Genomic DNA, 18,366 nt, shown 5'->3' with positions numbered 1-18,366 from the left:
CGGGAGAATCGGCCCTGCCGCCGGCAGGCCCGCGAGCAGGCCGCGCAGCCCCAGGCCGCCCGTCGGCCGGCGCCCTGGCCGCCCCGCCCGCGACCGTACCGAAGGGCGCTGGTGCCGGCGTCCCACTGCTCGCCGCTGCGGCCGGTCCCTCAGGCGCGACCCCGCCAGCGCCGCGCCGCGGCGGCGGGACAGGCGGCCAGGCTGGGGAGCCAGCCGCGGAAGCGGGGCGAGCTGGCGGTGCGGAAGCTCGCGGGGGTGTCTCGCCGCCCGGAGGGCGCGGCCCGCTCGACGGCCGGCCCGAGCCGGGCTCTGCCGTCGGAGGCGGGACGGGTGGCGGGTTGGCGGCCAACGCGCTGGCTGGTTCGGCGTCGGTCGCGCGGGGCAGCAGGCTGGTGCCATCGGGGTCGGTGGCGGGGGGCAACGGGTTGGTGCTGTCGGGATCGGTGGCGCTGCCTGCGCCGGTCGCGGGCGGGGACGCGGCGGGAGGAGACGTCGCGGACGCGGGGGCCGCGGAGTACGGGACCGGCGCGGTGAAGCGGGGAACGGACGGGGAGGGAACGGCGCGGGGCGGGGCGGCGGAAGGGGACGGGACGAAGACGGGGCGGGCTGGTGTGGCGCCCAGCGCCAACGGGCCGGTGGTCGCGGCCGCGCCCATCGCGACGCTGTGTTCGGGGTGCGGGTCCAGGGTGACGGGACGGCCGAACTCGGCGTCCAGGAGCTGGCTGACCAGCGGTATCCGGGACGAGCCGCCGGCTAGCACCACGGAGCGCAGTTCGTCGGGCGAGACCCCCGCCGCCCGCAGGGCCCGGGCGGTCGCGGCCACCGTCTCGGTGAGCGCCGGCCCGATCATCGCCTCGAACTCGGAGCGGTTCAGGCGTACCCGGGTGTGCAGCCCTGGCAGCGCGACCGGGATCATCACCTCGGTGTCGAAGCTCAGTGCCTCCTTCGCCTCGGTGCAGTCGCGCCGGAGGCGGGAGAGGGCGGTGGTGACCAGTTCGTCGTCGGGGTCGAGGGACTGGGCGGAATCGCCGATGGTGGCCAGGACGTGCGCGAACACCGCCTCGTCGAAGTCGATGCCGCCCAGCTGCTCGATCCCCTCGGACCTGCCGAGCAGCTCGAAACCGGTGGCCGTGCGGCGCAGGACGGCGGCGTCGAAGGTGCCGCCGCCCAGGTCGTAGACCGCGACGGTCTCGCCGGGCCGGACACGTTCGGTGGTCGCGTAGTGGATCGCCGCCGCTTCCGGCTCGGGCAGGAAGAGGACGCCGTCGACGTCGGCGAGCCGGATCGCCTGGTCGAGCAGTTCACGCTTGAACGGTCCCCAGTTCGCCGGATGGGTGACGGTCACCGCCCTGGGCGGCTCGTCATACTGGCGCCCCACGATGTCGTGGACTCGCCGCAGGAGCTTGGCCATAAGCGCGTGCGCAGGGTAGGGCGAGCCGCCGACCAGCAACGGCACGGGGTCGCCGAGGCGGCGCTTGAACTCGCGAGCCAGCCGCTCGGGCTCGGCCGCGCCCCGGCGTTCGGCGGCGTCGCCGACGAGCACGGCGCTGTCGGCGGTGACGAAGACGAGCGACGGGATCTCGGGGCGCCGGTTGCCGAGGCGTACCAGCTCGACCCGGCCATCGACCAGCACCGCCGCCGCGGTGTGCGTCGTGCCCAAGTCGACGCCCAGGCCGTAGCTGGTCACGGTGCCTCCTGGTTCGCTCGGTCGGGCGGCGCTGAAGGCGCCGCCGCGCCACCTCCCTCGCTCACTGAACGACCTGGCAGCGGGGCGCTAGCGCGCGGTTGCGGTCGCAGTACGCCTGGGCGTCTTCGGGGGTCGCGAAGCCGTCCTGTAGCAGCACGAGCAGGCCGCCGGGGCCGTCGGCGAGGTCGGGGGAGCGGGTGCTGTCGACCAGCCGCACCGGTACGCCGGCGGCGGTGAGCTGGGCGAGCGCGGCGTCGGCGTCCGCGGGGCCGGCGCCCGTGCGCTGGAAGACCTCGACCATCGCGTACGGGGTGCGCACCCGTACCTCGGTCGGGTCCTGTGCGTCCGCGGCCGGCGGCGGCGACGAACGGCTGGCCAGCCGCTCCCAGCCTCCGAAGGCGAGCGCGCCCGCGGCGGTCGCCACGAGCAGCGCGGTCACGACGAAAGCGGTCGCCTTGCCGACGCGCGGTGGCGACTGGCCGTTTTCCTCGACGGTGACCAGGGGCTCCAGGTCGCCAACGGCCTTGCAGGACACGCTCACCACGTACGGGATGGAACCGCCCATGAACAGTGCGGGCGGGCGGACCTCGATGTGTGCGGCGGCAGAGCCGCCCTTGGCCAGGTCGACCGTGTCTGGCGTGATCCGCACCCGTCCGCCGGGCGGGTGCACCTGGGCCGCGATGGTGACGGCGAGCCGCTCGCCGGGGTTGCGCACGGTGAGAGTGAAGCGGGCCGGCGGCCCGGCGTCGGTGCGAAAAAGGCTGGCGGCGAGGCGTGCCGGCGCGGCCACGCTGACCAGTCCGGTGGCCCGGCCGAGGGGTGCCCCGGTGTCGGAGTCGTCGGCCTGGACGGTGAACGGGAGCAACCCCGCCGTGGGCGCGGCCGTCGCCGGCGGCTGGACCGCGATCTCGACCGTCTGGGTGCCGCCGGCCGGCACCGAAACGGTCGGGGGCTCGCCGTGGGCCCAGGCGCCGGCCCGGCTCGCGGCGACGGAGAGCCGGACCCGCAGGTCGTGGTCGGCGAGGCTGGTCAGCTCGACGGTGACCGTGCCCGCGGCGCCGGGCGTCAGGGCGACCGGCTGCGGCGGTATCCGGATCTCTACGTCCATGGCACCGCGCCCCTCAGGTCAGCGGGTCGGCGGGCGAGGACAGCGGGGAGAACGGGTCGCCGCTGCGCAGCGGGGTGACCGCCGCACTCAGCGGGTCGGACGAGGCCTGCCGTTCCAGCGCGTCGACGTATCCGTCCGCGTCGCTGTCGACCTGGTTCGGGTCGAGACCGAGCGCGGTCTCCAGCGCGTCGTCGAGTCCGTCGGCGTCGGTGTCGCGCCAGTCGGTGGGGAGGCTGCCGTCGAGGTGGCCGTCGGAGTCGCTGTCCGGCGAGGTGGGGTCGAGCCCTCTGGCCAGCTCGAACGCGTCGTCTAGCCGGTCGCCGTCGGTGTCTGCCTTGGTGGGGTCACTGCGGCTGGTGGCGATCTCGAAGCCGTCGGCGAGGTTGTCGCCGTCGGAGTCGGCGGCGAGCGGGTTAAGGCCGCGCCGCTGCTCCATGGCGTCGGTGAGTCCGTCACGATCGGTGTCGGGGCCACCCATCTGAGGCGGTAGCGCAGTGAGTGGCGCGAACGACGGCACGGGTGAGGAAGCGGGCGCCAGCGGCGTCGCGGTGCCGTCCGATATGCCGGGGATGACCGCCGCGAACTCGAACCGCCGCCCGACGTCGAACTCGGCGACGCCATAGGCGCGGCCACGTGCCTCGATCGTCTTGCCGTCGCCGAGGCTGATCGCGACGTGCGCGCCGGGCGTGCGGCCATCACCCGGCCGGGGCTCCCGGTCGAAGGAGAAGAGCAGCGCGCCGGGCGTGTTCTTGGCCTCCTCGACGGGGATCAGCATGCCCCGCTCCTTGAGGTGCAGGTACTGCGCGGTGGCGCCGTCGGGGATCTTGACGCCGGCCTGGTGGGCGGCCCACTGGGTCAGCTCGGAGCAGTCGAACGTGTCGGGGTCGCTGTCGTCGAGCTTGGTCTCGGCGCCGAAGACGTAGGTGTCGCCGGCCTGCGCTCGGGCCACTTCGAGGAAGCGGTCCAGAGCGGCCGACGAGCCCTGGGAGCCGCTGGTGAGCGACTGCGCGGAGCCGCCGGTGAGTGGATCGGAGGTGCCGCCGCCGCCCGAAGGGCCCGCCGGCACCTCGGGGCCGTTGTAGCCGGCGGTGCCGGTCCAGACGCCGCGCCCCGGCCCGTCGCCGAACGAGATCGCCGCGTCCTGCGCGGCCTCCTTGTGCCGCAGGTAGCGGGCGCCCATGCCGCCGTGCGTGACGGTCCACGGGGTGATGTCGGCGCCCTGCCGCGACACCGCGAACGCCGCCCGCGCGTTCTGCACGGGGTCGAAGAGGTTGAGGTCCTCGGCCAGTTTCGGGTGCGCCCGAGCGTTGATCTGCCAGAGCCCGCGCGAATCTTCGCCGACCGGGTTGTGCGCGTCGCTCCTGCCGCCCGACTCGGCCAGCGCGATCGCGGTCATGGTGGCCGCCTCGTCCGGCGAAAAGCCCGCCTGGCGCGCGAAACTGTAGATTTGTTCCGCTGAGAACCTAGGCATGGGATCGACGATAATTCGCCCAATCAAGGTTTTGCACTTTTGGGCAACTCTTCGGGCAAGAGCAAACCGGTTCGCCCTCTGGAACGAATCCGCTGCGACAGGAAAGCGACAGAATCCGCCCGGGTAAGCCGTTGTCGGTCATGAATTGATCGGCGCATGATGTTACCGGGGAGGACCGATCAACTACCGGGGGTGGGGCCAGTGCAAGCCCAGGCGGCGCCTTCGGTGTGGATCGACGACGGTCACGCGATCGTGCGGCGCGGCATGTTCGCCTGCCTCCAGCAGGCAGGGTTCGTGGTGCGTGGCGAGAGCATGGGGTTGGCGCCCACACCGGTGATGACCGGGCTCGATGTCTTGATCTTCGAGTCCGAGCCTGGCGCGCTGCGCCGGGCGGTAAGACTCGCGGCCGGCCGGCAGACCCGGCTGGTCGCCACGATCCGCACGGCCAGCGAGCAGCACATCCGCGAGATCGTCGACGCGGGCGTCGGCTCGGTGCTGCCGCACGACACGATAACCCCGGAGACGCTGGTCACCAGCCTGCGCGCGGTCGTGGCCGGCAACGTCGCCCTCCCCGGCGACCTGCTGATCAAGCTGCTCGCGCACGTCCGGCAGCACTCCCAACTCCGCCCGACCGAGCTCAACATGCGGGAGCGGTCCGTGCTCCGGCTGCTCGCCGACGGCATGGACACCCGCGGCATCGCGGAAGATCTCTGCTTCTCCGAGCGCACCGTCAAGAACGTCGTACACGACCTGCTCACCAAGCTGAACTGCCGCACCCGCGCGCAGGCGGTCGCCCTCGCCACGCGCGAGGGTGTCATCTAGCCCGCCATGGCGAGCGTCCCGGAGCCCTGGACCGTCCTCGCGGACGTGCTGCTCCAGCGCGAGGCGCTGGTCTGCCGGCTCGCCGAGGGCCGGCCGCCGCGTGACTTCGCGGGGCTGTTCGTCGGGCAGGACGACCTCGATCGCATCCTCGCCACGCTGCCGGGCCTGGACGGCGCGGCGGTGGAGCGGGTGGGGGCGGTCCGCGATCAGGTCCGGTCCGATGTAGACAGAGCACGGAAGAACCTCGCGGAATCTTTGGAGGGTGGGTCACGGTTCGCGGTCCTGGCGCGGTCCGCCGGGCTCACGCTCGCCGAGGCGGAGGTACTGGCGGTCGTCGCCGCCGTCGAGCTGGCGCCCGCCCGGCAGCGGCTGGTCGCATACGTTCAAGATTCGGTACAGCTGCCGCAGGTAACCCTCGTCACGCTCGACCGGATCGGGGCCATCGGTCCGGTGGCCCCGGACTCCCGCCTGCGCCGCGCGGAGCTGGTCGACGTCGGCACCACCGGTCCGTGGGCGACCCGCACCTGTGCGCTGCCGGCGCGGGTCGCCTGGTACCTGACCGGCGACGGGTCGGCCGACCCGGAGCTGCCAGCGGGGGCATCCAGGGTTCTTGCCGAGCTAGCTGGCACCGAGGCCGAGGCGGAACGCCCGCCGGAGCGGGGGCTGCTGCTGGTCAACGGGGGTGACCGGGAGAGCCGGCTGCGGGCGGTCGAGGATCGGTGGCCAGGGCGCGGCCGGCTGCTCTGTTCAGTACCCGGAACTCGCGCGCAGTGGGCGGCGACGGTGCGCGAGGCGACGCTCGGTGGTCTCGTGGTGGTGCTCGATCTGGTCGCGCCGCTCGACGCCACAGGGCGCGACGCGGTCGCCCGCGCCGACCACCTGGCGTGGGTGCTGTCGTCGCGGGCCGAGCTGCCGCTGGAGTCGGTGCCGCCGGTGCCGTGGCGCGAGGTGCGGGTGGCGAGCGGCGAGGCCGGCGCCGACGACTGGTGGCGGGCGCTCGGGCGCGAGCCGGACCCCGGGTACCGGCTGGACCGCGAGCAGTTGCGGCTGGTGGCCGCCGCGGCGGCGGCCGGCGACGGTGACCTCACACCGGCCGTGCGCCGGCTGGCCGGCGGCCATCTCGACGGGGTGGCCGTGCGGATCCGCCCGCGCCGCGCCTGGGAAGACCTGATCGTCCCGCCCGACGACGCGCGGCAGCTGCGTGAGCTGGCGGCCCGGCACCGCCGCCGCGACGTGGTGTACCGGCAGTGGCGCTTCCCGCCGCTGCCGTCGACCGGCACCGTGGCGCTGTTCGCCGGCCCGTCCGGCACCGGCAAGACCCTGGCCGCCGAGGTGGTCGCGGGCGAGCTGGGTCTTGATCTGTACAAAGTGGACCTGTCCGCGGTGGTGAGCAAGTACATCGGCGAGACGGAGAAGAACCTGGAGCGCATCTTCGGCGCCGCCGCGGCCGGCGACCTGGTGCTCTTCTTCGACGAGGCCGACGCGCTGTTCGGCAAGCGGTCCGAGGTGAGCGACGCGCACGATCGGTACGCGAACATCGAGGTGGCGTACCTGTTGCAGCGGCTGGAGACCTACGACGGGCTGGTGGTGCTCGCCACCAACCTGCAACGCAACATCGACCAGGCGTTCCTGCGGCGCATCTCCACGGCGATCGACTTCACGCTGCCGGAAGAGGAGCAACGGCGCGCGATCTGGGCCCGGTCGTTCCCGGCCACCGCGCCGGTCGCGGCGCTCGACATCGAGTTCCTCGCTCGCCAGTTCAAGATCTCCGGCGGGATCATCCGCAACGCCACGCTGGGCGCCGCGTTCCTCGCCGCCGAAGACGGCTCACCCATCACGATGCGGCATGTCGCGCTCGCCTTGAAGCGCGAGTTCCAGAAGCTCGGCCGGCTACGCACCGAGGTCGAGTTCGAGCGCTACTTCGAACTGGTGAATCGAGACGCCGATGCTGCACCTGCTCGATGAGTCTCTGGAGGCGTTCCTGCGGGCCGCTGTGCCGCTGCCGCCACGCGACGTCGACATCGTCTTCGACGCGCCCGACGGCGACTGGGCGGCCAGCGTGTCCCGGCCCACGGTCAACCTGTACCTGTGGGACGTGCGGCCCAACCTCGCCGAGCGCGAGTGGGGCGAGCAGATCGTCGCGGAGGAGAATGGCCGCAAGTTCCGCCGCGACCCACTGCCCAGAGTGGACTGTCGTTATCTGGTGACCGCCTGGACCCGCGAGGTGCGTGACGAGCACTCGCTGCTGGGCGGCGTGCTGGCGACGCTGCTGCTGCACCGGGTGATCGCGATCGACTATCTGCGCGGGCCGTTCGCCGACGTGCGGCCGCTGCCGACGGTGACGCTGCGCAGCGGCGACGGCAGTGAGAACTCCGACTTCTGGTCGGCGCTCGGCGGGCAGCTCAAGCCGGGCCTCGACGTGGTCGTCACGACCACAGTGGACGCCGCGGTGCTGAGCAGGATGGGCCCGCCCGTGCAGGAGGTGGTGCCTACGGTGCGCGGCGGCGCCACCCCGCCGGCGGCCGACTAGCGCTGCTACTTCTACTTCTTGCTCATCTACTTCTTGCTCATCGCGGCCGAGAACGTCGTGATGGCCAGGCGCTCGGTGTTGGCGTCGAGCACGCTGTCGACGCCGGCCGCCGGGCCCAGCTCCTTCACGTCGTTTTCGAACGCCGCCATGATGGCATCCGCCTGCTCCATCGGGTTGCCGCTCTTGGCCGCCCCGGCGCCCATCTTCTTGATCGTGTTTTTCAGCAGGCCCTTGACGGCCGGCGTGCGGCGCAGCAGCGACTGGACGCCGGGCATCTCGTCGAGCTTGGTCACGTCGAGCACGAGGTCGATGAGGAACATGTTGACCTCACCCTCGAACTTGATCGCCTCTTCGTGCACGTCGAGCGTGCGGCGGATGACCAGGCCGGAGTTGCTGATCACGGAGTACGCGTCGCTCTTGGCGCCCTCGTCGCCCTCGGCGTGCGCGCGGATGAGCTGCGCGAGCCCTTCCACCGCGGTGGTCATCGCGGAGTTGACCATGTTGACCCGGACTTCCTTGCCGCCCTCTTCGGCGACCGCGCCGACGTCGCCCTGGTCGATGACCTTGCTGCCGCCGACACCCTCACGCGAGATCAGCTGGATGAGGTCGCCCTGGTACTTCGTGACGAAGGCGCTGAGCTCCCCGCGCATGAGCCGCAGGTGGGTGCCGCTGCCGAACAACCAGTTCGGCGACAGGTCGAGGTCTTCGCCGAGGCCGTACAGGGCCTTGAGGAACTCCATGATCTCGGCGCGGGTGGGCGCCCGCTTGACGTCGTTGTGGTAGTCGGGCCAGCCGAGCTCGTGGTTCTTGCGCCCGATCATCCCCGGATCGCACGCGGCGCGCAGGAAGCCTTGCAGCGACTCCGTGTACACCTCGTCGTTGTCGGCCTCGTCGAGCACGCCGCGCCACTCCGCCTCGCTGCCGACCCACACCGTCGACTGGTGCCGGCCCCACCCCGGCACCGACCAGCCCTCCGAGCCCAGGTTCTGCCAGCGCCCCGCCGTCTCGGGAGACATCTGCCCGTTGCGGTACTGCACGACGTGCGCCAGCTCGTGCGCGATCAACGAGTCGCCCGTGGCACCGCCCGGCTTGAACCGCCCCCGGTCGAAGTAGATGTCGGTGCCGACCGTGACGGCACGCGCGTCCAGCGACTGGGCGATCGAGTGCGCCCCCTCCGAGTCGTGCACGCGTACGTCGTCGAAGCTCTCGCCGAACGAACTCTCCATGCGGCCGCGTACCCCGTCGGGCAGGCGATCACCGCTGCGCGCGGCGGGCGAGTCTGCCCCCGGCGTGGACTCCGAGCCGCGAAGGGCCCGCCCGGCCAGGTCGTGGGCGTCGCGCTCGGTCGCGTCACTGGCTGTGCCGGGCGCGGGCGCGTTTCGCTCCGCCCAGCGGGCGGCGACCCGGTTGCTCACCGCCGGCTCACTCAACATGACGGGTCCGGCGGACGCGTCCGCGTGCTCGCCGGACGCCCACCGCGCGATGGCGGCGCTGCCCACGGCGGTCAAAGCCGCGCGGACGTCGTCGGGTGCCGGTGTCGCTGGTTTCTCAGGCTCGTGCGCCACGTTTGACTGTTGGCGCGCTCTCCGTGGTGCGGCCATGCCGCCAGCCTACGGAGCGCACCCTATGGTCGACTCGCCCAAAGGTGCAGACTTGCGGCCCTTTGCCCGCGACAGTTTGCCCGCGCCCTTCCCGCGAGCGGTCGTTTGGGCGCAGACTCGGCGGGGCGGCGGGCGAATCCAAGTGGAGCCGATCAATGTCGTACTCGCACGAGGTCGACGGACGGGTGAGCGCCCGCCCGGGCACGGCGCCTGAGCGCGAGCGGGCCGCCACGGCCGACCGGCCCCACCTTCCGGAGCCCGCGGCACCCGGTCCGCCGCGGCACCCGGCGGGATCGCTGAGCAACGCCTCGATGGCCCGGCTGCTCCAGCCCAAGCTGGCCGTCGGCCCGCCCGGCGACGAGTACGAGCGGGAAGCCGACCGGGTGGCCGCCTGCGTCGAGCCCGCGCCCCCGCCCGGCCCCGCCATCACGAGCCCGTCGGGAAACGGAGGACGGTCTCTCGATCCGGCCACCCAGGGGCGGATGGAGGGCCGGCTCGGCACCGACCTGTCGGCGGTGCGGATCCACCCAGAGAGCCCGGCACCCGCGCGGCTCGGTGCGGTCGCGTTCACGGTGGGCACCGACATCGTGTTCGCGCCGGGCCGCTACCAGCCGGCCACCGCGCCGGGCGCGCGGCTGCTCGCCCACGAACTCACCCACGTGGTCCAGCAGGCCGGCGGGGGGACGCGCGTGCAGCGGCAGCCCGCCGCCGGCACGGTCACGTCCACAGAGGACGCCGGAGTGCCGGTACAGCCGGCACCCATCCAGGTCGCCGGCGTCGTCGTACCCCCGGACGAGGCCGGCCGGCGCGCGCTGCTGCTCGAACTGGTCACCCGGGACGGCCTGCACGGCGCCCAGTTCCTGTCGACGGCGCTGACCCAGGAGGCCGACCGGATCGACGCGGAGGTCGCGCGGGAACGCGCCATCGAGCGGCAGGTCGCCGAGCAGGGTCCACTGCCCGGGGGCGTGCCGTGGAACGAGGACATGTTCGCGGAGCGTGCGACGGTGGCCTCGCAGGCCCGGGAGGCGCGCACCAGCTTGGAAAACATGGTCCAGCGGCTGCACGCCGATCACGAGGCGTTCCGGAAGCTGGTGCTCGCCGCCACCGCGGTCCGCCTCGAAGGCAACCGCGCCGCGCTGGTCGAGTGGAGCACGTACCTGCACCAGCAGCTCAGCCCCGAGGAGCTGCGCCGGCAGGTGCTCGCCGAGCAGGAACGCGCGCTGATCAGGGGCGCCGCCACCGGCCCGCGCGCGTCGATCCAGCTGGAGGCCGCCGAGCGGCGATCGCGGTCGAACAGCGCGGCCATCCGGCGGGTCGAGGGCCGCGTCGCGCGCAACCAGATCGGCGGTGGCTGCCAGTACTGCCATGAGATCCAGAGCGCGATCAACTTCGAGTACTCCCACCCGGACCTGTCCGGCGCGACCCCGAGCCCGCTGGAGACCATGGAGGAAGCGGCCGCGGCGGAATCCGTCGCGCCCACGCCACCGCCCGGGTTCCAGCCGAACACGCCAGCGCCAGACGTGGGCGGCCAGCCCCTCGGCGGGTATCCGGGGGTCAGCGCGGAGGCCGCCGCGCTCGAACGGATCCGTCCCGTGCTGCGCCAGCTCGGCGACGAGGGCTTCAAGGTGCTGCCCGCCGATCTCATGAACTCGCGGCTCTCCGACGCCGAGCTGCTCGCCCGGATCGACGCCGCGATCGAGACCCGGCGCGCGAACTTCGCCGAGCTGGCCGCTCGCACCCGAGAACCGGGGTTCGACTACACGATCCCGCGCCCGGTGCTGCGCGAGATGCTGCCGCTCGCGGCGCCGGACGTGCGCGCCGTCGTCCAGCACGACCTGGCGCGGGCCGCGTCGGACGCCGAGGCGGAGGCCGTCCTCATCGGCCTCGCCACCGTCGCCGCGCTCCTGTTGACGATCTTCCCGCCCACGGCACCCATCGGGATCGCGCTCGACATCGGGCTGGCCGGCTACGGCATCGTGACAGGGCTGGAGCAGTACGAGCAGGGGCAGCTGCTCAGCCTGGGTATCGGGTCGACCGTGCTCGACGCGCAGCAGCAGGAGGCCGCGCACGGCCTCATCGCGATGGGTGCGCTCAACATCGTGCTCAGCGTCGTGGGGATCACCGCGGCGGGGCTTGGAACGGTCCGGCTGGTCCGCTCCGGCACGGGCGCGGACGCCGTGCTGGAAGCCGTCGAGGCCGAGGCCGGCGCCACACGGATCACGGTGACCGAGCTGAACACCAGCACGCCCCAGGTGAGTGTCGCGCACGCCGAGGGCGTCACCGAGGGCACCCTCGCCGAGTTCGGCCGGACCGCCAATGCCCGGCTCGCGCCGAGCCGCGAGCTGGCCGACGACTTCCTCCGGCGGGTGGAGAGCCACGGGCTGTCCAGGGAGGACGCGCTGTACATGCTGGGCCTGCGCAACGAGGACGAGCTGTACGCCCTCGCGGCCGGCGCGCGCACGGACGCCGAGCTGCAGACGCTGCTGTCGCGGCGCGCCGACACGACCGGGGTGAGCGTCCGGGCCGAGGTCAGCGAGCAGGGCCGGGCGCCCTCGTCCGCCGTCGACGAGACCGCGGCCTCCGACCTCGATGAACCGGGCCGCATACCGGAACTCGAGTCGCGTGAGCCCGCGGAGAGCTGGGCGGAGCGGGTGATGCGCGGCAACGATTTCAACGCCGCGCGGCGTGGCGTGTACGCCGCGGAAGAGCTCCGCCTCGGGAACGGGATGATCGTCGACGGGTACACCCCGGGGCAGGCGATCGTCTCGCGCAAGGAGACACAGCTCGCCAGCATCCGGCCCGAGCAGGCGGAGCGGTACGTCAACGAGTTCCTCGACAAGTACGGCCCCGGCAACGTCATCGCCGACACGCCGCGGAACCGGTCCCTCTACGGCCCCCTCGTCGGGCAGCGCCTGCAGGGTGAGCTGATCCTCGAGGTGCCGATCCAGAGCGTCCCGGTCCCTGAAGAGCTGGGCACGTGGGCTCGCCGCCTGGGCATCGTCATCCGCGACCAGGCCGGCACGGTCTACAACTGAGTGTCCACTGTGCCGCTGGGGAGGGCGCCGGTCCAGGCTCCCCCGTCGGGCGGGCGATGCCACATGCCATCGATGATGGCGCAGCCGAGCCGCCGCTCCTATCTCTCCCGCGCGAGACTGCACCTTTGGCTGCACCGCTGAGCCTTACGGCGGGAGCCGTCGGGCGCGACGCTCGTATACGTGACGCGGGTGTTGATGGGTGACTTCGGTGCGCTGCACCGGGCCGGCCTGGAGGACATCCTCCGCGTCGACGGCATCGAGCTGGTCGCGACGACTGCCGCCGACGTCATGGGCCGCCTCGTTGAGGTACTGCCGGACGTGGTGGTACTCGATCTCGACCAGCGCGAGACGGCCGCGCTCGTGGCGCTCATCGTGCACCGGTTTCCAAAGGTCAAGGTGCTGGCGTGCTCGTCCGAGCAGCCCATGATGCGCGTCTACCCGCCACTGCACTACGGCGAGTTCTATTCGACCGAGCTGGACCCCGCGCTGCTGACCAGCGCGGTGCAAGCCTGACACAACGAGGGGGAGGGTGGCCGTGGCCGCGTCGTACGGGGCGCCTGGCGTCTACATCGAGGAGCAACCGAGCGGCTCGATGCCGATCGAAGGGGTGGGTACGGCGATCGCGGCATTCGTCGGCTTCACCGAGAAGTACGACACCGAACAGGGGGACCCGACGGACCCCGACGGCGTCAAACCGCAGCTCGTCACGAGCTGGCCGCAGTATGAGCGCGTATACGGCGGGTTCGTGCGCGGCGCGATGCTGCCGCACGCCGTGCGGGGGTATTTCGAGAACGGTGGCAGCGCCTGCTACGTCGTGCGCGTACCCGGGGGGAACAGCGACAACGGCGACGGGCATGCGACGCTGCACCTGCCGGCCGCCGGCCGCCCAGACGTCGAGAGCCTCAAGGTTTCGGCGCTCAACGCGGGCGCGCGGGTCGAGGTCGAGGTCGTGCCGCCGGCGGCGCCGGTGGAGGGCCAGGAGGGCGGCGACAACAAGCAGGAGTACACCCTGCGGGTGTACGAGGACGGCGCGCTCCGCGAGGAGATCGGCGGCCTGGCGTTCAGCGGCAAGAGCGCGCGCACCATCGAGCGCACGGTCAACGAGCGCTCCAAGGTCCTGCGCGTCGAGGTCCAGCCGGTACAGGGTGTCGCGCTCGCCGACCGGGTGCCGGCTCCCGGACGGTACACATTGGAGGCTCCCTCCCCCAACCCGGTCGCCGTGACACCGGCCGACCTGGAGGGATCGGTCGCCGACCGCACCGGATATCAGGGACTGGCTATCGCCGACAACGTCACCATCGTCGCGATCCCCGACCTGGTCACCATCGCCACCAACGAGGACGGCAGCCTCGACGAAGACACGTATCTCGCGGTGCAGAAGCAGATCGTCGACTGGTGCGAGGCCAGCCACACCCGGATGGCGGTACTGGACACGCCTCCTGGCCTCAACGCCACCCGAGCCCTGGAGTGGCGCAGCAAGCTCGCGCGGGACACCGCGTTCGGTGCGCTCTATTACCCGAACCTGGTCGTCGCGAACCCGCTGGCGCGGCCCGGCGCCACCAACGGGGAACGGTTCCTGACCGTCTCGCCCGTCGGGCACGTGGCCGGCGTCTGGGCCCGCACCGACGCCACCCGCGGCGTCTGGAAGGCGCCGGCAAATGAGGCGCTGCGCGGCATCGCACGGCTGGAGTCCGAGGTGACGAACGGCGAGCAGGACCTGCTGAACCCCGAGGGCGTCAACTGCATCCGGTCGTTCGGCAGCTACGGCACGAAGATCTGGGGTGCCCGCACGCTCGCCAAGACCGACCCGAGCTGGCGGTACGTCAACGTGCGGCGGCTGTTCAACTTCGTGGAGGAGTCGATTCGGCGCGGCACCCAGTGGGCGGTGTTCGAGCCCAACGACTTCGACCTGTGGCAGCGGGTGAAGCGCAACATCACCTCGTTCCTGCGCGGGCTGTGGATGCAGGGCGCGCTCGTCGGCGCCACCGCGGAGCAGGCCTTCTACGTGATGTGCGACGCCAGCAACAACCCGCCGTCCTCTGTGGACGAGGGCCGCCTGGTCGTCGATGTCGGCATCGCGCCGGTCAAGCCGGCCGAGTTCGTCATCTTCCGGATCAGCCAGTGGCAGGGCGGCGGCTCTGCCAGCGAGGGATAGGGGTTCACGATGCCTGACCTGATGACCACCTTCAGCTTCGTGCTCGAGGTGGACGGGGTCGAGATGGCCAGCTTCCGCAAGTGCTCGGGCGTCGAGGCGGAGACCGAGACGATCGAGTACAAGGAGGCCACCAAGGACGGCAAGATGATCATCCGGAAGGTGCCGGGTGCGATGAAGTGGAGCGACATCACGCTGGAGCGCCGGATCGACGAGTCGAAGGCGCTGTGGGAGTGGCGCCAGCAGGTCGAGAACGGCGCAATCGACGACGCCCGGCGCAACGGCTCGATCGTCATCAAGGACTCGACGGCGGTCGAGGTCGCCCGGTGGTCCTTCGACATGGGCTGGCCGTCCAAGTGGACCGGCGCGGAGCTCGACGCTGGCAGCAACGAGATCGCCACGGAGAAGCTCACCATCACCCACGAAGGGCTGAGGCGCGAATGAGCCTGCGCACCGAATACCCCTTCACCCTCCCGAAGGGCTTCGTCGACGACCACGGCACGCTGCACCGCACCGGCACCATGCGGCTGGCGTGCGCGCGCGACGAGATCGAGCCGCTGCGTGATCCGCGGGTCAAGGAAAACGACGCGTACGCCACCGTCATCGTCCTCGCCCGCGTGGTCACCGAGCTCGGCACCGTCCCGCGGGTGTCGACGAAGACCATCGAGTCGCTGTTCGTCAGCGACTTCGGGTACCTGCAGGACCTGTACCGGATCATCAATTTCCAGGACCCGAGCATCCTCGAGGCGATGGAGCCAGGGACCCCTTTCCCGATGGAGTCGGCGGAGGTGGCCTAGGACACTACGCGCACGACGAGCTGTGGCAGGAGATCGCCTACCTCGCGTACCACCTGCACTGGACCTTCGACAGCCTGCTCGACCTTGAGCATGGCGACCGGATCAGGCTGCTGCAAGAGGTCGGCGGGTTGAACGAACGCGCTTGGCAAGGAGTCCAGGGTGGCTAACGCACGCACCATCGACCCACCTTTCGTGGGGAAGTTCAAGTTCGAGGTCGGCCCCGACCCGATCGGGTTCTTCACTGAGGTGTCCGGGCTCTCGGTGCAGATCGAGGTGGAGGATCTGGCCGAGGGCGGGCAGAACGCGTACACCCACAAGCTGTTGGGCCGCATGAAGTGGCCCAACCTGATCTTCAAGCGCGGCCTTACCGATACCGACGCGCTCTTCAAATGGCTGATGCGGTTCTCCGGCGAGGGATTCACCAAGGAAGGCAACAAGGTCACACCGCTCGACGGCACCGTCAGCGTCCTCAACGCCGCCGGCGACCCGATCCGCATCTGGTCGTTCTTCGACGCGCGGCCGGTGCGGTGGAGCGGTCCCAAGCTCGCCGCCTCGTCGCGGGAGCTGGCGGTCGAGGAGTTGGAGGTGTGCCACTGTGGCTTCCGTTCCAACGCCTGACGCGCTCTCGCGCCGCCTGCGCTCCCGCGTGCGCCGCACGATCGGCACGGTCACCCGCCTGCTGCGCCGCCGCACTGTGGCGGCGCGGCACGGGCCTGTCCGGCCCGAGCGGTCGCCGGCACTGCCGAGCCGGGCCGCGCACGTCGTCGGCGCGCTCGCCGTCCGTCCACCATGGATGCTCGCGATCCGCTTCGCCCGCGGCCTGGCTGGCGGCACGGGTTCGTCGGCGCGCGCCTCGCATGGAGGCGCCTTGCCGGCGCGCGCCTCGCATGGGAGCGCGCTGCGCGGCGTCGCGGGAGTTGGTGCCTCGCCGGGGTTCGTCGCGCGGGCGGCGGGCCTTGGCGCGCTTCCCGGTCCTGCTGATGGAGGCGCGGGGGCTATCGGCGCCACCGTGGCGGCCGCACGAGCCACCCGCCGGCTGGCGCCTGCGGTGCCAGCGATCGGCGCGGGCATCGCGGCGCACCAGCCCATGCGGCCGCCGCCGGGCGCCGCCCGCCGCAGCGGCACACTCGCCGGCGGCGCGGCGGTTCGCGGAGATCTTGAATACTTGTTGTCGCCAGGGCAGCAACAAGTATTCAAGATTGCGACCGGCACGCCGCGCAAGGCGGGTGGGCCGGCCTTCCGGCCGCCGCAGGGTGCCGGCGACCTGCCGGTGCTCGGCGGAGCGTTGCTGCCGCCGGGCACCACGCCCGACCCCACCGGCGCTGTCGAGACGAGCCCGGCGCGGCCAGCGAGCGCCATCCGGTCCGAGACACCGGCGCGGCAGCTCCGGCCGGCGCCGCCGCTCGACCGCGCGAGCGCCGGCCGGCGCGCGACAGCGGCCGGCCAGCAGGGAACGGCCGCCCGCGTGCCGCGCACCGTGGGCCGGCTCGAACAGTCGACGCTCTCCAGCGTCTACCTGCGGCGGGCGGCCGGAACGCGGCCCGCCGCATCGCCGGCGTCCGGCACGGCGTCGTGGTCAAGCGCCGCCACCGCTGGATCGGCGAGCCAGACGCAGGCCCGCCTCGCGGGCATGGCCGCAGGCATGGCGCTGTCCGCCGGCTACGGTGGCCTGCGCGGCGTCGGCGCCCGGTCTGCGGGCGCGGCCGGCCCGATGCCCCCCGGCCGATCGGGGAGCGCGTCCGTAGCCGCGAGCGCGTCGAGGGCCGCGAGCCCGTCCGGGGCCGCGAGGGCAGGCTGGTCCGGGAGCGCGGCGGGCGACGCCCTTGTACGACCCGGTGCCGCCGCCTGGCTCACGCCAGCGAGCCGCTCAACCGCCTCGGCCGAGACCGGGGGCTTCGGCGCGTCGAGCCTTGGCGCGTCCGTCGCCGGCCGGGCATCGGTTCGGCCTGGACCGGCGTCCCGGGGCGGCGGCTTGTCGGGGACACCGGGCGGAGGCGGGATCACGGCCGGTCCCGGCTCGCCCACTGGAATCGGCGGCCGGGCGGCCCATCTGGCGGGGCGCGGCGCTTCCACCGGCGTGGGGGCGCCGGTGGGCGGGCGTGGCGCCAGCGGTGGTACAGGAGCGGGAGCCGACGGTGCGCCTGTCGTGCGGCGGGCCGCTGCGGCGTCGCCGGAGCAGTCTGCGGACATCGTGGGTGGGCTGCCGGTGGCGTCTGCGGGTGGACACAAGGCGGAGAGCCTGTCGCCGCAGCGGCGGTGGGAGGCGGCTGTGGCGGCGCGCCCGCTGGAGGCACCGCAGGCGCTGCCGGCACGGTTTCACGCGCTGGCGTCGGCCGCTACCGGTGCCGCGCTGCCTCCCCGATACACCACCGGGCCTGCCACGCGGCACGCGCTCGCGTCGGCGGGTGCGCTGGGCGCGACGACGGGTTCGGTCGTACACCTTCCGGCACCACCGGCACGCGTACCCGTATCCGTGCTCGCGCACGAGCTGTCGCACGCGCGGCAGCCCGTCAGCCGGCCGCGGTTCCTGCTCGCGTCGATGTCCGGCGCGGTCGACGACGACGAGCGCGGCGCGCTCGCCGCCGGCCGCGGCCTCATCACGAGTGGAACGAGTGCCGCCGGCCTTGCCGGCGGTGGCGGGCCGGAGACCGGCGCCGGGCTGGTGGACCGGTTGCCGGTCGGCGGTGGCGTGGGTGCCGTGAGCGCCGTGACCGAGGTGGCCACGCGTGCGGCGCGGGCGGCGGTCATCGAGGCCGGCGCGTCGCCCTCCGGCGGCATGGGGCTGGGCGGCATGGGGCTGGGCGGCATGGGGCTGGGCGGCATGGGGCTGGGCGGCATGGGGCTGGGCGGCATGGGGCTGGGCGGCATGGGGCTGGGCGGCATGGGGCTGGGCGGCATGGGGTTCGGCGACCTGGCCGGCGGATTCCCCAGCGGTGGCGGCAACAGTGCGGCGACGAATGCGCCGACGAGCGCGCCCGAGAGCGGGACGAGCGGCACAGTGAGCGGCGGGACCGTCGCGGCGAACGACAACACGAGCGCCGCGGTCGCGGGCACCGCCGGCGGCAACGCGGGGGTCGACATGGACATGGTCGTGGAAGCGGTTGAGGAGCGCCTGCTGCGCGAGATCGAGCGCCGCGGCGGCCGATGGGCGGGAGTGTTCTAA

Annotated in this window: 14 protein-coding genes and 1 pseudogene; 11 read left to right on the top strand and 4 right to left on the bottom strand. The window is 72.7% G+C overall.

The window, feature by feature from the left end; translation table 11 throughout:
• From V6V89_RS27850 to V6V89_RS27840, 3 genes are all read right to left on the bottom strand, one after another.
• Nucleotides 1-1,687, bottom strand: a 1,687-nt coding sequence (locus V6V89_RS27850) for an Hsp70 family protein (RefSeq protein ID WP_334622408.1), incomplete at its 3' end; no start/stop codon positions are given.
• A 61-nt stretch (nt 1,688-1,748) separates the two neighbouring features.
• Nucleotides 1,749-2,795 carry a COG1470 family protein gene (locus V6V89_RS27845; protein WP_334622407.1) on the bottom strand — a complete coding sequence of 349 codons (1,047 nt, stop codon included), beginning with the start codon at nt 2,793-2,795 and terminating at the stop codon, nt 1,749-1,751.
• A 13-nt stretch (nt 2,796-2,808) separates the two neighbouring features.
• Nucleotides 2,809-4,266 carry an NlpC/P60 family protein gene (locus V6V89_RS27840; RefSeq protein WP_334622406.1) on the bottom strand — a complete coding sequence of 486 codons (1,458 nt, stop codon included), beginning with the start codon at nt 4,264-4,266 and terminating at the stop codon, nt 2,809-2,811.
• A 201-nt stretch (nt 4,267-4,467) separates the two neighbouring features.
• On the opposite strand from V6V89_RS27840, the gene V6V89_RS27835 reads away from it, so the two are divergent.
• The 3 genes from V6V89_RS27835 to V6V89_RS27825 are packed head-to-tail and all read left to right on the top strand — an operon-like array spanning nt 4,468 to nt 7,618.
• On the top strand, nt 4,468-5,088 hold the full coding sequence (locus V6V89_RS27835) for a response regulator transcription factor (RefSeq protein ID WP_334622405.1): 621 nt from the start codon (nt 4,468-4,470) through the stop codon (nt 5,086-5,088).
• 6 nt (nt 5,089-5,094) lie between these two features.
• The gene (locus V6V89_RS27830; protein ID WP_334622404.1) at nt 5,095-7,053 is read left to right on the top strand and encodes an ATP-binding protein; all 1,959 of its coding nucleotides are present in this window, start codon (nt 5,095-5,097) and stop codon (nt 7,051-7,053) included.
• Complete coding sequence (locus tag V6V89_RS27825; RefSeq protein ID WP_334622403.1) at nt 7,034-7,618, top strand: DUF4255 domain-containing protein; 585 nt, start codon at nt 7,034-7,036, stop codon at nt 7,616-7,618. Before V6V89_RS27830 ends, V6V89_RS27825 begins: the two co-directional genes overlap by 20 nt.
• 26 nt (nt 7,619-7,644) lie before the next feature.
• Here V6V89_RS27825 and V6V89_RS27820 read toward each other — a convergent pair whose 3' ends face one another.
• On the bottom strand, nt 7,645-9,219 hold the full coding sequence (locus tag V6V89_RS27820) for an eCIS core domain-containing protein (RefSeq protein ID WP_334622402.1): 1,575 nt from the start codon (nt 9,217-9,219) through the stop codon (nt 7,645-7,647).
• 155 nt (nt 9,220-9,374) lie between these two features.
• On the opposite strand from V6V89_RS27820, the gene V6V89_RS27815 reads away from it, so the two are divergent.
• From V6V89_RS27815 to V6V89_RS27785, 8 genes and pseudogenes are all read left to right on the top strand, one after another.
• Nucleotides 9,375-12,254, top strand: a complete 2,880-nt coding sequence (locus V6V89_RS27815) for a DUF4157 domain-containing protein (RefSeq protein WP_334622401.1) — start codon at nt 9,375-9,377, stop codon at nt 12,252-12,254.
• A 180-nt stretch (nt 12,255-12,434) separates the two neighbouring features.
• Entirely contained in the window at nt 12,435-12,767 is a 333-nt protein-coding gene (locus V6V89_RS27810; protein WP_281901262.1) for a hypothetical protein, read from the top strand.
• A 22-nt stretch (nt 12,768-12,789) separates the two neighbouring features.
• On the top strand, nt 12,790-14,409 hold the full coding sequence (locus V6V89_RS27805; protein WP_334622400.1) for a phage tail sheath family protein: 1,620 nt from the start codon (nt 12,790-12,792) through the stop codon (nt 14,407-14,409).
• A 9-nt stretch (nt 14,410-14,418) separates the two neighbouring features.
• A complete protein-coding gene (locus V6V89_RS27800) occupies nt 14,419-14,850 on the top strand; it encodes a phage tail protein (RefSeq protein ID WP_334622399.1) in 432 nt (143 codons plus the stop codon).
• The gene (locus tag V6V89_RS27795) at nt 14,847-15,203 is read left to right on the top strand and encodes a hypothetical protein (protein ID WP_334622398.1); all 357 of its coding nucleotides are present in this window, start codon (nt 14,847-14,849) and stop codon (nt 15,201-15,203) included. Before V6V89_RS27800 ends, V6V89_RS27795 begins: the two co-directional genes overlap by 4 nt.
• A gap of 17 nt (nt 15,204-15,220) precedes the next feature.
• Nucleotides 15,221-15,370, top strand: a pseudogene (locus tag V6V89_RS41865) (DUF6760 family protein); the annotation flags it as partial.
• Nucleotides 15,363-15,821, top strand: a complete 459-nt coding sequence (locus V6V89_RS27790) for a phage tail protein (protein ID WP_334622397.1) — start codon at nt 15,363-15,365, stop codon at nt 15,819-15,821. The pseudogene V6V89_RS41865 and the gene V6V89_RS27790, both read left to right, overlap by 8 nt.
• Complete coding sequence (locus tag V6V89_RS27785) at nt 15,799-18,366, top strand: eCIS core domain-containing protein (RefSeq protein ID WP_334622396.1); 2,568 nt, start codon at nt 15,799-15,801, stop codon at nt 18,364-18,366. The genes V6V89_RS27790 and V6V89_RS27785 overlap by 23 nt, the downstream gene beginning before the upstream one ends.

The sequence above is a fragment of the Micromonospora sp. CPCC 206061 genome (assembly GCF_036906915.1).
In the GTDB taxonomy this organism is placed as follows: Bacteria; Actinomycetota; Actinomycetes; order Mycobacteriales; family Micromonosporaceae; genus Phytohabitans.
Note: the sequence above shows the minus strand (reverse complement) of the source record. Positions and strands in the feature narration are given on the sequence as shown.

Excerpts from the sequence above, each read along its gene's own strand:
- V6V89_RS27845 (WP_334622407.1), bottom strand. The coding sequence starts at position 2,795 with ATGGACGTAGAGATCCGGATACCGCCGCAGCCGGTCGCCCTGACGCCC.
- V6V89_RS27840 (WP_334622406.1), bottom strand. The coding sequence starts at position 4,266 with ATGCCTAGGTTCTCAGCGGAACAAATCTACAGTTTCGCGCGCCAGGCG.
- V6V89_RS27830 (WP_334622404.1), top strand. The coding sequence starts at position 5,095 with ATGGCGAGCGTCCCGGAGCCCTGGACCGTCCTCGCGGACGTGCTGCTC.
- V6V89_RS27825 (WP_334622403.1), top strand. The coding sequence starts at position 7,034 with ATGCTGCACCTGCTCGATGAGTCTCTGGAGGCGTTCCTGCGGGCCGCT.
- V6V89_RS27820 (WP_334622402.1), bottom strand. The coding sequence starts at position 9,219 with ATGGCCGCACCACGGAGAGCGCGCCAACAGTCAAACGTGGCGCACGAG.
- V6V89_RS27815 (WP_334622401.1), top strand. The coding sequence starts at position 9,375 with ATGTCGTACTCGCACGAGGTCGACGGACGGGTGAGCGCCCGCCCGGGC.
- V6V89_RS27800 (WP_334622399.1), top strand. The coding sequence starts at position 14,419 with ATGCCTGACCTGATGACCACCTTCAGCTTCGTGCTCGAGGTGGACGGG.
- V6V89_RS27795 (WP_334622398.1), top strand. The coding sequence starts at position 14,847 with ATGAGCCTGCGCACCGAATACCCCTTCACCCTCCCGAAGGGCTTCGTC.